This window comes from Pseudomonas fluorescens (assembly GCF_002837185.1).
GTDB classification, from domain to species: Bacteria; Pseudomonadota; Gammaproteobacteria; order Pseudomonadales; family Pseudomonadaceae; genus Aquipseudomonas; species Aquipseudomonas fluorescens_AM.
The window spans coordinates 1-14,209 of record NZ_KZ478004.1 but is presented as its reverse complement, the minus strand read 5'-3'; the positions used below and the strand labels follow the sequence as shown (position 1 = coordinate 14,209).

The window sequence follows — 14,209 nt, the reverse complement described above, 5'->3', positions numbered from 1 at the left end:
GCTAAACACTCACTCCTTGATTGGGCAACAGATTCAGAATCCCGCCGGCAAACCCGCAGCGATTCAGGGGCACGCCAGCACGTTTCTATCGCCTGACTTCGACCTTGTAAAACAAATTCTCAACCATAAGTCGGCGCCGATCAGAGGTAACCGCATCTTGAATCTGGCTCATCAATCGCACGTAATACTTGCACTCTTTTTGTGTGCCCAAATCGGACACCGGCTTGGCCGCCTGAGTAAAGCTTTCATACGTACGCGTGGTATTGGTCATCAGTTCTGTAATTCCTGGCAACGCCATCGCATCCTCCTGACGCGCTGGCGGCCATGCGGGTTCGAATGAAAGATTGTTTTCACTCAGTTTCACAGTGAGGAACATCTCAGCCTTACCGGTGACTTCATTCACCCAACACGGAGGAAGGTCACCGCCCCGCCCCTTGTTCAGGCGGTTTTGCAAGAACTGAACCTGGCCTCGTAAGTCTTTATTGGACTTCTGCAATTCAATTGGACTCACACCGTTTTTTTTCTCCGCCTGTGCAAGGGCAACGGCGTGTTTGATCGTTTCTTGGAACTGGTCATTCGTCTGGTCGGCATTTATCCCGAATGCAGCTGCTAGCATTTCGGACTGAGCCTTGAGCGCCGCGACGCGTTTCACCACATCCGTAGGCTGTACGCCGCTTTCATCAGCAGAATCGACAACCAGCTTTTTTAGCTGCTCAAACGACATCATCGTTTCTAAAATGAGCTGCTTGGCGTCGGCGCCTTTTTTCTGCCCAGCAACCTCCATCAAGGCTTTTTCAATTGCCGTGAGTGCAGTCAGTTCCTGGTTTTTTTGCGTCATGAGTACCTTCAAGCGATCCAGCTCTGCTGTTGTTCTCGATGCGTCCACCAGCTTGCTGATGATCTCATCGGGCTTACGCACGCCTAACGCAGTCATACGCGCTTTCAGTGCCTCGGCCGCCTTGTTGATCGCACTCTCACGTACATCGAGATCCTGGAAAGCCAACACCTTTTCATTCAATGCATGATTTTTATGGGTTAACTTAAAAATCTGGTACCCCATCAGCAGCAGCAATATGAAGCAGACGATGATAAAGATCTCGGTCAGCGAGAGCTGAAACACTTGATCATTCTTTCCGCTCATCAGGCGGATCTCACTTCAGCCAGGCCCTCTGGCTCAACAGGGTGATTGGATGTGCGCGGCTCTGCCGCAGTGAGATCATCAATCTTGTTAATCAGCGCATCCAACTGGCCGTGCGCGGTTTCGACTGAACGATTGCTCTCCTCCATCCGATTCGCAGCCACCTGGTATTTCTCGTTACTTTCAACCAGAGCCCGAACCAGCGGCGCTAAACTCTGCTCAAGATTATCCGCCAAAATCTCCCGGTTGTTCTGGCTGACTTCGCGCACACCTTTCAGAGCATCGGCGATGTCCCTGCCCAGGCGCTCTACAGTATCGGCGCTTTCAATGCGGATATTCAAAGCATCCAGCTTATCTGCAATGCGTTCTACCGATTGCTGACGAGCCTTGATTTCGTTGAGGTACTCTTCTTGCTGGTCGTCCAGCGAGTCCAAGTACTCTTTCTGTACGCGTTCAACACTGTCCATCACCTCTTTACTCTGTAGTTTCATCGCATCCACCAGGCGCTCCTGGCTCGTCACGATGACACCGACGGCTACCAGGTTCTCCTCAAGTGTTTGAGTCTTGGCATTCAAGCTGCGAATAGCGGTGGTGACTTGGCGCGTAGCGGTTTTAACGTCATCGGCCAAGGCGGCAACGCCCTCATTCACACTGTCTGTTGTGCCTGCCAATGTTTCGATTGAACCACCCAACTTGCGGGTGAACAGGTCATCAGGAAAGATCATTTGCTCCACGCGATCACGCGCCAACGTGCCGAAATCCATGGCATTGTCTTCCATCTTCCGTAGCGTAATAGCGCTCTTTTGGGTCAGCTCATTGATCGTGCTCAACAAGTTGGCGCTGGATTGTCGGGTGTTTTCAAGTATCAGCGCAAAGGCGTCATTGCTCTGCTGCGTAGCATTGGCAAAGTAAGCGTCGGTGGCGGTGATGTTGTGCTCATACAACGCTTTCACCTGCTCCTTCACGCTCTGCACGGCTTCGCGAGAGGCGACGTCAACCTTGTCCCGGAAGACTTCGAGCTGTTGAAAGGTGTTGTCAAAGGAGATAGTCAGGTTTTCGGCTGCATGAATCGCACGTTCTTCGACGCTTCTGACCGCATCATTAGCGTCGATACGAAACCCGGTATGAATAATCCGCGCCAGCATACCCAGTGCTGTGCTGACCATCGCGGCACCGAACCGCGTGGCCATACCATTTAGGTTGTCACCCATGCTCTCAATGTCCAGCAAGCAGATAATGATGCTGGCGACGGTGAACAGGAAACCCAGGTAGTAAACCGAGTCGGCAAACTTAGCCAGGGTGAGTTGCTTGTCCCATTTTTCTCGAACGACATAGCCGATGACCCAGTACGCGACCATCACCGTCAGAGGAAAGACCAAACCTAGCCAAAGAGGGTCATTTAACTTCAGGCTGGCTACGGACAAACTGATTTTCAGCAGCACCGCGAGCGCAAAGTAGGTGCTGACGCGCTTGATCAATTTATTGATGCTCACTCATAGCCCCTCGACCCGGGAAAAACCTTCCACAGATACGCCGTTATCTTGAAAGTATTGCTCCCAGAACATGGAGAGCTTGGTGTTCTGTAGGGCTTTCTGATCGGCTGCCAGCAGGTTGATTGCTACACTGCTACCCTGCAGGCCCGGTGCCGCTGCATTTTGTCCATAAGCGGTCTTACGAAAGTCCGCATACGGCGGCAGGTTGGCCTTATACATGCTGAACTCCGGCATGTTCGCCAGCATGTCGGAGTAAATCACCAGCCTCCGCTCACCCGACACATGCGCGCGTTCAAACCCATTGATGCCAACCAGCTGCAGCATTTGGAAAATGGGGGAGTTCTTGCTGCGTTCTTCTAGCGAGATGTTGTGCACGATGTCGTCGAACGGCTTTACGAATTTTTGATTAAAGTCGCGATCAACAAATTTTTTGTTGCTCGTCTGCTGGTTCCTATCCTTCCACTGACCGGGATTACAGCGCTCGAATAACGGTTTTTCGTTGTTTTTGAAGTCTTCACCGAGAAGAAATACCGAGAGCAGATAACCTTCGGGGAGCTCCTCAGTGACCATCGTTTTAAGCCGTTGGCCTAAAGCGATTTTCTGGGTAAATGGGAACGGTGAGGTGTTATCAATGAGCACCACGTATTGCCCTTTGGGACCCGTCGATGGACATAGCGTCTCCTTATCGAAGGTTTCACGTGTGGCATTGATATAGAACATCACGCCAGCCGCAGCTACGGCGATACCACCAACCAATAAGCCGACAGCTTTACCGGAAAGCCCTTTTTTTTTGGCATAAATTGCCATTATGCTCTCCCTGAAATAAGTTGCTGCAACGGTTGCACCTGATCGTATTTCTGATTAAACGACGATTGAATTCGCGCCCTGATCGTTTCCAGGCTGGCGATCATTTCGTTCATCAAGCGTTCTTGCTCAGCGAGTTTGAGCTCATCCTTCTCGGTGCCGAAGTCAGGTATGGTGACCTCGACAAATGTCACGGGCTCGTCGAAATAGGCCGGAGGGGGATTGTCGCGAGGCCGGGCCATTTCGTTCTCAATCCGGTACTTGCGGACCAGGTTAGTGAGCGTTTCATCGGCCAGTACCATCCGCTCATCCACGACCTTCTTGATGATCGTTTTCTGGTTCATGCTCCGCTTGAAGTTCTGAATGGCCGCCGCTGCACGATCAACGTTCTGATCGATCAGGAGAAGGGATTCGAGCTTGCGCTGCTCCAGCAGATCTCGCAGCGCCTCAATAGCAAAGACATAGCGGCGTTGAGCGTCTTCGTAAGCCAGGTAAACCTTCGCGTACCCTGGATAACGATCAGTCCAGGTGTAGCCCTTATAGACTGCTGCCACTCCAAAAATGAGCGTCAGCGCAAATAGGCCGCATGAGCTGATGTCCTGAAATGGAAGGATTGAATTGTGTAAATAAGCAAGAATCAAATCGACAGCTGATTGCGATTCATCTTCAAGTTGAGGCAGTACAAAACGGAAATAGGCTGTTCCTAAGCCAACGGTGACCATGCTGAGAACTGCCGCACCGAACGCAAAATAGCCTGCGAACATCCGGGACGGTTTGACGTGGTTTTTATAGGCGCCGGCCCGGCCCAGAAAGAAGCATACGAACACGTTGAACGCCGATAGCATTAATGCGGTGACAAACCCGCCCACATATCCGCTGGCCATGCCCTCAGAAAACAAAAAGGCGTTTCCAAAGCCTTCGGCTACCGTCATCGCAAACAGCAAGCCGCCGTTCTTCCATTTGGCATCCCCATCAGCAGCATCAGCAGTCCTGCACTGCAACTTGTTTTTCTCACGGAAAGTCTCGAGCGCATGGGCCTTGCCTTCGGCTGCTTGCTGAAGCTCCGCCAGCTCGCCATCCATTTTGGAAATGTCCTGATCGGCGTTTCGCTCAAACTCCTCGCCAAGTGCGATAGTGCGTTTGATGTCGCGGGTCACATCAATGGCGCCCAAGCGGTTATCGGCGCTTTTTAGGGATCGCTCACCATACTTGAGTATTTGTTCACGCATTCCGCCCAGCTTGCCCCGAATGCTGTGCTCGACATCTGAAAGCTGCGTCGCAGTACTAGAAGGCACTCCGGCAGCTCCGCGAAGCCGCGCCAGCTCAACGACGCGCAGCTCTTTCTGGATTTTCTCAGGATCAATTTTCGGCAATACATCGCTATCAGGCTCATCCTTGCGACCGAATAGTCGGACAATGAAATCCAGGAGCTTTCGTATGAAACTCATTTATAGAACCGCAAAAGGTTAGACGTGGGGTATGCAGAGATAGATGAGCGCTAGGCTGGCGCCGAATTAGGCGCACAGAAATAGGCAGCGTGTCGCGGCCATCCCTGCGCCGGCATCGAGTGATGGCGAAATAATGCCAATGCGCACAGATAAGGGCAACAGGTCAGTACAGAATTGTATTGTTTTGGACAAATGGTCAGTGCCGCGATTGGCGCGTTGGGGTGCCCCGCCCATGCGTGGCTACCCAACGATGCCGAAAGACAACTATGTCGCAAAGTCGTGTTTGAGAGGTTCACTTGCGATCCAAGATTTGTGACTTCGGATCAGAACGGCGACCGCTACTCGCGTGACCTTGGTTTAGCCGAGCGACGTTCTGATCAATGCGCCCTTGGATCGTGCGCAATGTTTCTTGAGTGTTTACCTCTGGGTACAGATCCTCGGCAATGCGTGCAAACCGGCTCGCCACATCAAAAATGCCGTCAATCATTCTGCCGGCAACCTCCGGGGGGACCTCGGCTTCCTCGGCAAGCCGAAGCATGTGCGTACGGGAAATCGACAGGACTTCCCCCATCACATCCATCTGGTGATACCCACCCGGTCCCTCGCAGAAGGTCACATCGTAAGCCGGCGACAGTCTCCGCTGACCGTCTTGCAAAGTTCTTGGGATGATCGTCTCGGTTGTGGAACGCAACGTTGAAGACTGCACGTTCAAAGGCGACCGTCATCTCTCGCACGTCGTTGGTACACATTTGTGTTGCGCGCAGGAAGTTGACGTAGTCCAACACGCCCGGCGAGCGGGAATCGGCCCCGGTAAAGGCCGCAAGGCTTTACATGGGTCTGCGCAAGCCATCCTGGCGGTCAAATCGCTTACTGGCAAATGCCGCCAACCCATCGGGCAGACTGAAGTACTGCGTTTGGGGGGGGTTCGATACCGCACATGCGCAGGCACTCGGCGTAGACCATTTCAATGGTGTGTGCCCAGCCAATCGTCAGTGCCTGAAATTATAGAATTGACACGCGCTTCTATTCAGCTGCATAGCCCCCCTGATTTTGGGGCTTATGGATTATTTTCCGTGATTAGCCACAATTATTGGATTTATGTACCTTGAAACGGTAGCGCGGCCTTCCTGCCATCGGCAACCGAATGCTGTAGATGTTGCCCGCCTCCGGATAGTCCGCGTGCTCGTTCGCAGACATCCCAACTTCGGCGGTGGTAATGAACAACGCTCGCATATCACAGGCGTGTCAGGTTGCCCTGTGGGCCCAAAGCGTTGATCCAGCCGCCACTGATGTCCACGAACAGCAGACACGCAGAGGTTTCATCCCAGACCGGGCTTTCGCCCAAATCGGCCTGACAGGCGAAAAAAAGACGTGGCGCTTCCCGAGCAGGCATATTCAACACTCCTTGATTTCGTTCCAACGTTGGGCAACCTGCTCGGCACTGGCGGCTTTGACTCGGGCCAGATCGACGGGATAGTCGACACCCGGGTTTTCGACAAACCGCGTCGCCGTAAACTGGCCGTTGCTGGCGCGCAAGACATAGCCCGTATCATTGCACTGCTGCGATGCCAGAAAGACCACACCCGGCGCTACCCATTCGGGCTTGAGGTTTTCCGGTTCTTCGGTCACGCCCCACATACGCGTCTTGGCAACCGGCGATACCGCGTTGACCAGGATGCCCACTGGCGCGCCTTCCATGCTCAACGCATTCATGATGCCCAGTTGGGCCATCTTTGCGGCGGCGTACGCCACCAGGCCCGGTTGCGCATAATGCTGATACATCGCACGGTCGGAGGACGTCAGCACGACCCGCGCAGCAGTAGAGTGTTTCAGATATTTCCAGGCAAATTTACATAACCATACGGGCGTATAAATATTGATATCCACCGCGCGACCAATAAACGTTGCGTCAGCCTCTTCAATGGGTTGATAACCGACCCAACCGGCATTGTGAATCAAGATATCGAGTTGCCCAAATGCCTCGATCGCCTTGTCCACCAATTGCTGGCAACCCTGTTCGGTGGACAGGTCGCCGTGATGCCCCACCACGCGCAACCCTTTGTCTTTAAGGGTTTGTGCCGCATCCATGGCAATCGAGCCATCGCCCCCCGCGCCCAGCTTGTCTGCGCCGATATCACTGATCACAACGTTGGCGCCCAACGCGGCTAACGATTGCGCATAACTAAAGCCGAGGCCTCGACCCGCACCCGTTACAATTGCAGTTCTTCCTGTAAAGTTCATTGGCTATTTCCTCTGGAGTGCCTTCATCCTAACAATGTCTATCGGACCTGTTTAATACTAAGGGCGGCCAAAGTTGATACCTGATTAATATCAAGTTAATGTCGGGTCCCTGTAAGCCTGCTGATCAGTTCAATGAAGGAACAGAAGAAATGATCGAAACCCGCCTGCTGCGCCAGTTCATCGCCGTGGCTGAAGAGTTGCATTTCCACAAGGCTGCCATCCGCCTGCACATGGCCCAGCCGCCTTTGAGCCAGGCGATCAATCGGCTGGAAGATAAATTGGGGTTCAGGTTGTTCAACCGGAATAAACGCGGGGTCAACCTGACCCCCGCCGGGGGTGCGTTCCTGAAGGCTGCCTATAGCACGCTCAAGGAGCTGGAGCTGGGCATCGAACGTGCCCGTCAAGTGTCCGAAGGGATTGCGGGAAAACTGACGGTGACCGCAGTATCGATCGCCGGATACGAGTCGCTGCTCAATACCTTGCGCCAGTTCCGCGAGACCTTCCCCAAGGTCCAATTGGTCATCAGGGAGATGCCCTCCGCCAGTCAGGCCAAGGCCATCCTGTGCGAAGAAGCGGATATCGCCTTCATGCGCCAGCTGCCGATTTCGGCGCAAAACTTCCAATCACGTCTAGTGCTGAATGAAGAGATCGTGCTGGCGCTGCCCGTCCATCACCCCAAGGCTGAGGAGGGCCGGATCGACTTGCGGGATTTCGCCGGGGAAGACTTCGTATTCACCCCCGAAGCCTTGGGGCCCGGCTATCACAGTCAGCTTATCGCCTTGTGCGAAGCTGCCGGTTTTTATCCCAAGGTGGTGCAGGAAGCCGCACAGATCCATACCTTGATCGGCTTGGTGGCCTGTGGTTTTGGCGTCGCGCTGGTGCCTGAATCAATTGCCAACTCAATCATGCGCGACAAGGTCCTGTTTCGCCGGATCTCTGCGTTGACCGCCGCCCCCAACCCGTCGATCGGCTTATATATGAGCTGGAACACCCTCAACCAAACACCGCTGATGGACAGCTTTATCTCCCTCCTCGACTTCAACGCAGACTCCCGGGTTGAAAGGACGCTGGCCGTCCAGGTCAGCTGAAGCGTGACGTGACTTATCGTTGCAAAACGCTCTAAAGTGCGGCAATCCGGCAGGCAGGCAACGCTTGAGCGAATGCCTGCTGGCCAATCCCCCGGGGCGCGCTGGCGATGTCGCGGCAACAAAACCGATAAGAGAACCTGGCGAATGAACAATGGCCACTACGACAGGCGGGCAACGACTGCGCAGGACGCGGGCGCGTGCGACGCGCTGCCGCATATTCTGCTGATCGACGATGCCCCTGAAGATATCCGTGCCACGCTCATTCTGCTCAAGACCCAGCCCTGGCGCGTTTCGGTGGCCAGCGATGCCCATCAGGGCTATCAACGGGCACTCGCCCTGGGCCCGGACCTGATCGTGCTGGATGTTCACATGCCACACATGGACGGTTTCAGCCTGTGCAGGCTGTTACGCGAGGCGCCGGCCACCCGGCATACGCCGATCCTGTTCCTGTCATCGGCAAATACCTCACTGGAACGCCTCGAAGGGCTGGCCGTGGGCGCGGTGGACTACATCCCCAAATCCTATGCGCCCGAGGAAGTCCTGGCGCGCATCAGGATTCATCTGCAATTGACCTGGCGAGCGCCGCCGCCCCTTCAGGCCAGCCTGACCGAGCCAGCACCGCAAGGCGATGAAATCGTGTTGAGGGCGGCCATGCGAGTGATTGAACACCAACTGGACGACATACCTTCCCTGCCCTGCCTTGCGCAAAAAGTCGGCACCCATGAAAAACGCCTCTCCGCGATTTTCCGTGAGCATTTGGGGCTGACCGTGTTCGCCTACATTCGCGATGCAAGGCTGCGTCGTGGCCAGGCACTGCTCTGCGAAAGCGCCATGAGTGTGCAGGACGTGGCCGAACTGGTGGGCTTTCGCAATGCGTGCAACTTCGCCACCGCATTCCGCCAGCGAATCGGCATGACGCCCAGTCAGTTTCGCCAGCACGCCCTGGGCAACGAGCACGCCTGATGCGGCTTCTACAGTTCCTGTTGCTGACGCTGGCATTGTTATCCGCAGGCCTGCTGCGCGCCGCCCCCGTGGATATCTGCCAGGCCGAGCACCTGGACCTGATGCCCATGCTGCACATTTTCGAGGACACCCAGGCCAGCTTGAGCGTGCAAGACGTTGCTCGACTGCCCGAAGCGCGTTTCGCCGCCACACGCCCAGGCTGGCCGACCCAAGGCTATAGCCGCTCCGCATTCTGGTTGCGCGTGCAGTTCACCAACGCGAGCGATGTGGCGTGTTCGCGCCTGCTGGTGGTCGGGGCGCCGCGCCTGGAAGACATCCGCGTCTACCGGCGCGCCGATGGACAGTGGAGCGATGCACACGCCGGTAGCGCCCACCCCCTGACCGAATGGCCCCAGCCCCCCGCGCGTCAGCCTGCGTTCCCGATCTCGCTGGCCGCGCGGGAAAACGTCACTGTGCTCATCCGCGTGACGAGCCATTTCCAAATGCTGCTGGAGCCGCAACTGTGGTCCGAACCGGCACTGCTGCGCAGTCAGCAACAGACCTACCTGAGCGACGGACTCACCCTTGGCATTGTCCTGCTGGTCGTCCCGTTCGGCCTGATCGTCGGCTGGATCCTGCGCTCCCGATTGCTGAGCGTGAACGCGGGCGCGGTGCTCAGCTACATTCTGCTGACCTGCATCCTCAATGGCTACCTGGTCTACTGGCCCGCCGCGCTGGGCTGGACGCGCGAGTGGCTGACCTGCGCCAGCGTGGTCTCGTTCATCCTGTTCCTGGCCTATATGCGTGTGCTGTTGCAGGTATCGCACCTGCCCAAAGCCATTGGCTGGAGCTATTGGGTGCCCCTGTCGGGCTGCCTTCTGGGCCGGCTCTGGTGGCTGAACGTCGATCCGGTCCAGGGCGCACAACTCATCCAATGGTCACTGATGAGCTTTTATGCCGTGTTGCTCGCCACGTTAGTCATGGCCTGGCGCAGACGCCTGCGTTACAGCTCGATGGCCTGGCTGGTGCCGGGGCTCTTGCTGGGCCAATTGCTGATGCGGATTTTTTTCCCTCAGGAACAGCTGCCCTGGCAGTCGCCGCACAGCAAATACAGCTTATCGTCCACGCTGGCAGGCGTGGCGTTGCTGGTGTGCACCTTGATCATGGAAGTCGCGCGCAGCCGCGACCGTGAAAAGCACGCGCTGTCCAGCCTCGAACACCAACGCCAGGCCGAGCACGAACGCCTGGAAAGCACCGTCGCGCTGCGCACCGCGCAGTTGCGCGAATCGCTGGCGGCGCGCAGCGCCCTGATGGCGCGGATCAGCCACGACCTGCGCTCGCCGCTGGTGCGCATCATCGACTATGCGCGCCTGCTGCACGCCGGGCCGAACCGCGATTACCAAGCCACGATCGAACGCAATGCCCGCCAGCAACTGGAACTGATCGATGAAATGCTCGAATTTTCCCGTGGCGAACTGGAGCACATGCAACTGAGCCTCGCGCCGGGTTACCTGTACGGCTTCCTCAAGGAGATCGCCGATGAGGCCGGCTTTCTGGCCGCGCGCCAGGGCAACACTTTCGAAGCGGTGCTGGCAGATGACCTGCCGCCACTGGTCGAGGCCGACTTCACACGTCTTCGGCAAATCCTCATGAACCTGCTGGCGAACGCGGCAAAGTTCACCCGCGACGGCCAGATCCGTTTCGAAGTGAGCGCTCAGCCGGGCGCGACTGCCGAGCGCGTGGAGCTGTACTTCAGCGTGATCGACACCGGTATCGGCATCGATCCACACGAATTCGAACACCTGCTGCAACCGTTCCGCCGTGGCCGCAATGCGCAGCACCATGAGGGCAGCGGGCTGGGCTTGTCGATTGTCACGCAGTTGCTGGCGCGCATGGACAGCCGGCTCGAACCGCACGCCAGTGAACGGGGCGGCAGCCACTTCAGTTTTCGCCTGCGACTCAACTGCGCCGGGGAGCAGGATCTGGAACTGGGCATCGTCGACAACAACGCCGCGCCGCTCGACGGCCGGGGCAAGCATGTTCTGCTGGTAGATGACGTAGAGCAGAACAGCGAATGGCTGTATGACCTGCTGGCTGGCTACGGTTTTGACGTGAGCATGGCGGCGGACGGCGAAGCTGCCTTGGCCTGCCTGGCCGCACAACCGGTCGACCTGCTGATCAGCGACCAGATGATGCCCGGCATGGATGGCTGGGAACTGCTGCGGCAGGTGCGCGATCACTGGGGCCCTCTTCCCGTGATGCTGTATTCGGCGGTCCCGCCCCGCAGGCCGCAGGATTATCCGGATGCCCTGGCGTTCGACGCGGTACTGCTCAAGCCCGCCGACAGCCGGGAATTGCTGGCCTGGGTCAAGACGCTGGCCTGCCCGGACACGGTGCGTCGCGAGATGGCCAGGGAGGTTTAGCATGCCGGGTCCAGGTTATCGGCTGCTCTGGGTTGGCTGCCTTGCGGCACTGCCCTGGGCGCCGGCAAATGCCGGGGCTGAGGCACCCGGCCCGCTCACGCTGGATGAATCAACCGTCACCGCCAGGCGCCGTGAAGAGGCGGTGCAAGACGTGCCGATCCCGATCAGCGTGCTCTACGGTGATCAATTGGACGAGGCCGGCCTGCACCGGTTCCAGGACATCCAACAGCGGGTACCCGGCCTGGTGGTGTCCGGTCATGACGCCCGCTTCGCCGGGTTCGGACTGCGCGGCTTGGGCGCCACCACCTACAACGATGGCCTGGAAGGCAGCGTCGGCACCTACGTCGATGGCGTTTACCAGGCGCGCCAGGGCATGGCCTTCACCGAGTTGATGGACATCGAGCGCATCGAAGTCCTGCGCGGGCCGCAAGGCACCTTGTTCGGCAAAAACACCAGCGCCGGCGCGCTGAGCATCATCACGCGCCCGCCAACCTTTGAACCCGAAGCCAACCTCGAGGCCAGCCAGGGCGAGCGCGGTTTGCGGGAATATCGCGGCGTTATTTCCGGGCCGCTGCAGGGTGACGTACTGGCCGGGCGACTCAACGTTTTCAACCGTTCGGTCGATGGCGCCGTGCGCAACCTGCAGGATGGCACCCGCCTCGGCGACGCCGACAGCCAGGGCCTGCGCGGGCAATTGCTGTGGACGCCAGGCCCGGATTTCAGCGCGCGCCTGATCGCCGACCATGCCGAGCAAAACGAGGCCGGCAATGTACTGCTGGCCAATCATTACAGCGCCCAGACGCGCCAGCGCGCCAAGTTCCTTGGCTATTCGCTGGCAGAGCCTTCCCCTTACCGGCGCGAGACACGCATCGACGCACCGGGCCGACCGCGGACTCTGCAGAACGGCGTGTCATTGGAATTGAACCGGGACTTCGACCAGGCCATGCGTTTTACCAGCATCACCGCCTACCGCGACTGGGACTACCGCGCTACCCGCGACGGCGACAGCACGGCGCTGTCGGTGGCCGCGTCCGCAACCGCGCTGGATCACCGGCAGTTCAGCCAGGAATGGCGTCTGTCGGGCACCGCAGGCCCGTCCATCGACTATGTCGCCGGGCTCTATTACCTGCGTCAGCAGCTCCACCGCAGGATCGACGTCGAATTCGGCAAGGACGCCGCACCATGGTTCGTCGGCGACCAACTGGCGTCGTTGAAAAAAAACTATGGCATTGCCTTCACCGCGCCAGACCAGGTGCCGGCCATGCTGCTGGAGGGCGCCCGGCAACGGTACGATGGCGAGCAGAAAAGCGAAAGCCGCGCCCTTTTCGGCCAGGTTTCCTGGCGTCCGATTGATCCGCTGGAACTCACCGGCGGCCTGCGCTACAGCCAGGAGCGCAAGGACGGCTGGATCGCGCGCGACGTCAGTAACCTCGCTCCGCTGAATGGATTACCACAGGCTTTCCAGGCGGGCGGGCAATTGCTGCGTGGGATCGCACTCGGCGGTGGTTATTACCGTGACGACTCGATTGAAGAGAACAGCCTGTCCAGCCTGCTCAGCGCCAGTTACCGCTTCAACGATGCCGTGATGGGCTACGTCAGTGGGTCGCGGGGCTACAAGGCCGGCGGAATCAACTTCGACGTGGTCGGCCCGTTTACCGCCCCCACGTTCGCACCGGAACGCGCCACGGCCCTGGAACTGGGCGTGAAGACGCGCTTCTGGGAGGACCGCGCCATGCTCGACCTTGCCGTCTACCAGACCGACGTCGACCACTACCAGGCGCTCACCTACAGCCCGCCGACCTCGCTGTTCGCGCCACCGCTGCGCGACAACCTGATCAACGTCGGCAAAGTCCGCCTGCGCGGCATCGAACTGGATTCGGCCTGGCAACTCACCGCCCCACTCACCGCACGCCTGGGCCTGGCCTGGAACGATGCGCGCTACCGCAGCTTCCCCAACGCCCCGTGCCCACCGGCCTCGGGCCAATGGACTTGCGACCTCAGCGGCGATCGTCTCTACAACGCGCCGCAATGGAGCTTCAGCGCCGGCCTGGCCCACGTCCACTCGCTGGCGTATGGATTGCAAGCCTACAGCGGAATCGACTACAGCTTCAGGACCGGTTACTACGGCACCCTCGAAGGTGGCGAAGGCAGCTATCAACCCAGCTACGGCCTCACCAACCTGCGCCTTGGGTTACGCAGCCAGGACCGTGCCTGGGAAGTGGAAGGCTGGGTGCGCAACGTCTTCGACCGCCAGTACATTAGCGCCGTGTACTCATTGCTCGGCGCCGGTGACTACGGCGTCATGACGGGCAGCGAACGAACCGTGGGCACCACCGTCAGGCTTCGCTACTGACCCATAGGTATCTACACAACGCTGTAGCGCCCAACGCTAACCACGATGCGCAGCGAGCCGCTCTTGATCTTGATCTGCTTTTGATCTTGATCTCAGGCGCCCCGTTAAACCACGCTGGCCGCAATTCGATATTGATGTGGGGGGTAAACCGGCAGGACGCCGGTTTAGCCGCCCCGCGCCATGGATGGCGCGTGGCGGCGGCCCCCCACATCAATGTCGGATTGCGGGCACACCGAGCCTGAGCGAGGTGCCGAGTGGTGGGGCAAGAGCCTTTTTGGT

The 14,209-nt window shown here is 58.1% G+C and carries 10 protein-coding genes and 1 pseudogene; 4 read left to right on the top strand and 7 right to left on the bottom strand.

Annotation, left to right across the window (positions count from 1 at the left end):
• Positions 1–85 precede the first annotated feature (85 nt).
• The 7 genes and pseudogenes from CIB54_RS18145 to CIB54_RS18115 form a co-directional block, all read right to left on the bottom strand.
• The gene (locus CIB54_RS18145; protein ID WP_101220547.1) at positions 86–1,141 is read right to left on the bottom strand and encodes a hypothetical protein; all 1,056 of its coding nucleotides are present in this window, start codon (positions 1,139–1,141) and stop codon (positions 86–88) included.
• Entirely contained in the window at positions 1,141–2,631 is a 1,491-nt protein-coding gene (locus CIB54_RS18140; protein WP_101220546.1) for a hypothetical protein, read from the bottom strand. Before CIB54_RS18140 ends, CIB54_RS18145 begins: the two co-directional genes overlap by 1 nt.
• Positions 2,632–3,438, bottom strand: a complete 807-nt coding sequence (locus CIB54_RS18135) for a hypothetical protein (protein ID WP_101220545.1) — start codon at positions 3,436–3,438, stop codon at positions 2,632–2,634.
• A complete protein-coding gene (locus CIB54_RS18130) occupies positions 3,438–4,883 on the bottom strand; it encodes a hypothetical protein (protein WP_101220544.1) in 1,446 nt (481 codons plus the stop codon). Before CIB54_RS18130 ends, CIB54_RS18135 begins: the two co-directional genes overlap by 1 nt.
• 292 nt (positions 4,884–5,175) lie before the next feature.
• Positions 5,176–5,852: pseudogene (locus CIB54_RS18125) on the bottom strand (type II toxin-antitoxin system HipA family toxin); the annotation flags it as partial.
• Between the two features lie 265 nt (positions 5,853–6,117).
• Positions 6,118–6,276: a hypothetical protein gene (locus tag CIB54_RS18120; protein WP_332871800.1), complete on the bottom strand. Its 159-nt coding sequence runs from the start codon at positions 6,274–6,276 to the stop codon at positions 6,118–6,120.
• Positions 6,277–6,278: 2 nt separating this feature from the next.
• Positions 6,279–7,124: an SDR family NAD(P)-dependent oxidoreductase gene (locus tag CIB54_RS18115; protein ID WP_101220543.1), complete on the bottom strand. Its 846-nt coding sequence runs from the start codon at positions 7,122–7,124 to the stop codon at positions 6,279–6,281.
• A 149-nt stretch (positions 7,125–7,273) separates the two neighbouring features.
• On the opposite strand from CIB54_RS18115, the gene CIB54_RS18110 reads away from it, so the two are divergent.
• The 4 genes from CIB54_RS18110 (at position 7,274) to CIB54_RS18095 (ending at position 13,930) form a co-directional block, all read left to right on the top strand.
• Positions 7,274–8,212, top strand: coding sequence for a LysR family transcriptional regulator (locus CIB54_RS18110; RefSeq protein ID WP_101220542.1), 939 nt, complete (start codon positions 7,274–7,276; stop codon positions 8,210–8,212).
• 144 nt (positions 8,213–8,356) lie between these two features.
• On the top strand, positions 8,357–9,175 hold the full coding sequence (locus CIB54_RS18105) for a response regulator transcription factor (protein WP_101220541.1): 819 nt from the start codon (positions 8,357–8,359) through the stop codon (positions 9,173–9,175).
• The gene (locus CIB54_RS18100; protein ID WP_101220540.1) at positions 9,175–11,577 is read left to right on the top strand and encodes a hybrid sensor histidine kinase/response regulator; all 2,403 of its coding nucleotides are present in this window, start codon (positions 9,175–9,177) and stop codon (positions 11,575–11,577) included. Before CIB54_RS18105 ends, CIB54_RS18100 begins: the two co-directional genes overlap by 1 nt.
• A gap of 1 nt (position 11,578) precedes the next feature.
• Positions 11,579–13,930 (top strand): TonB-dependent receptor, encoded by a 2,352-nt coding sequence (locus tag CIB54_RS18095; RefSeq protein WP_101220539.1) that lies wholly within the window; start codon positions 11,579–11,581, stop codon positions 13,928–13,930.
• Positions 13,931–14,209 lie beyond the last annotated feature (279 nt).

Coding starts and splice junctions, on each gene's coding strand:
- CIB54_RS18145 (WP_101220547.1), bottom strand. CDS start 1,141: ATGAGCGGAAAGAATGATCAAGTGTTTCAGCTCTCGCTGACCGAGATC.
- CIB54_RS18135 (WP_101220545.1), bottom strand. CDS start 3,438: ATGGCAATTTATGCCAAAAAAAAAGGGCTTTCCGGTAAAGCTGTCGGC.
- CIB54_RS18130 (WP_101220544.1), bottom strand. CDS start 4,883: ATGAGTTTCATACGAAAGCTCCTGGATTTCATTGTCCGACTATTCGGT.
- CIB54_RS18120 (WP_332871800.1), bottom strand. CDS start 6,276: ATGCCTGCTCGGGAAGCGCCACGTCTTTTTTTCGCCTGTCAGGCCGAT.
- CIB54_RS18115 (WP_101220543.1), bottom strand. CDS start 7,124: ATGAACTTTACAGGAAGAACTGCAATTGTAACGGGTGCGGGTCGAGGC.
- CIB54_RS18110 (WP_101220542.1), top strand. CDS start 7,274: ATGATCGAAACCCGCCTGCTGCGCCAGTTCATCGCCGTGGCTGAAGAG.
- CIB54_RS18105 (WP_101220541.1), top strand. CDS start 8,357: ATGAACAATGGCCACTACGACAGGCGGGCAACGACTGCGCAGGACGCG.
- CIB54_RS18100 (WP_101220540.1), top strand. CDS start 9,175: ATGCGGCTTCTACAGTTCCTGTTGCTGACGCTGGCATTGTTATCCGCA.
- CIB54_RS18095 (WP_101220539.1), top strand. CDS start 11,579: ATGCCGGGTCCAGGTTATCGGCTGCTCTGGGTTGGCTGCCTTGCGGCA.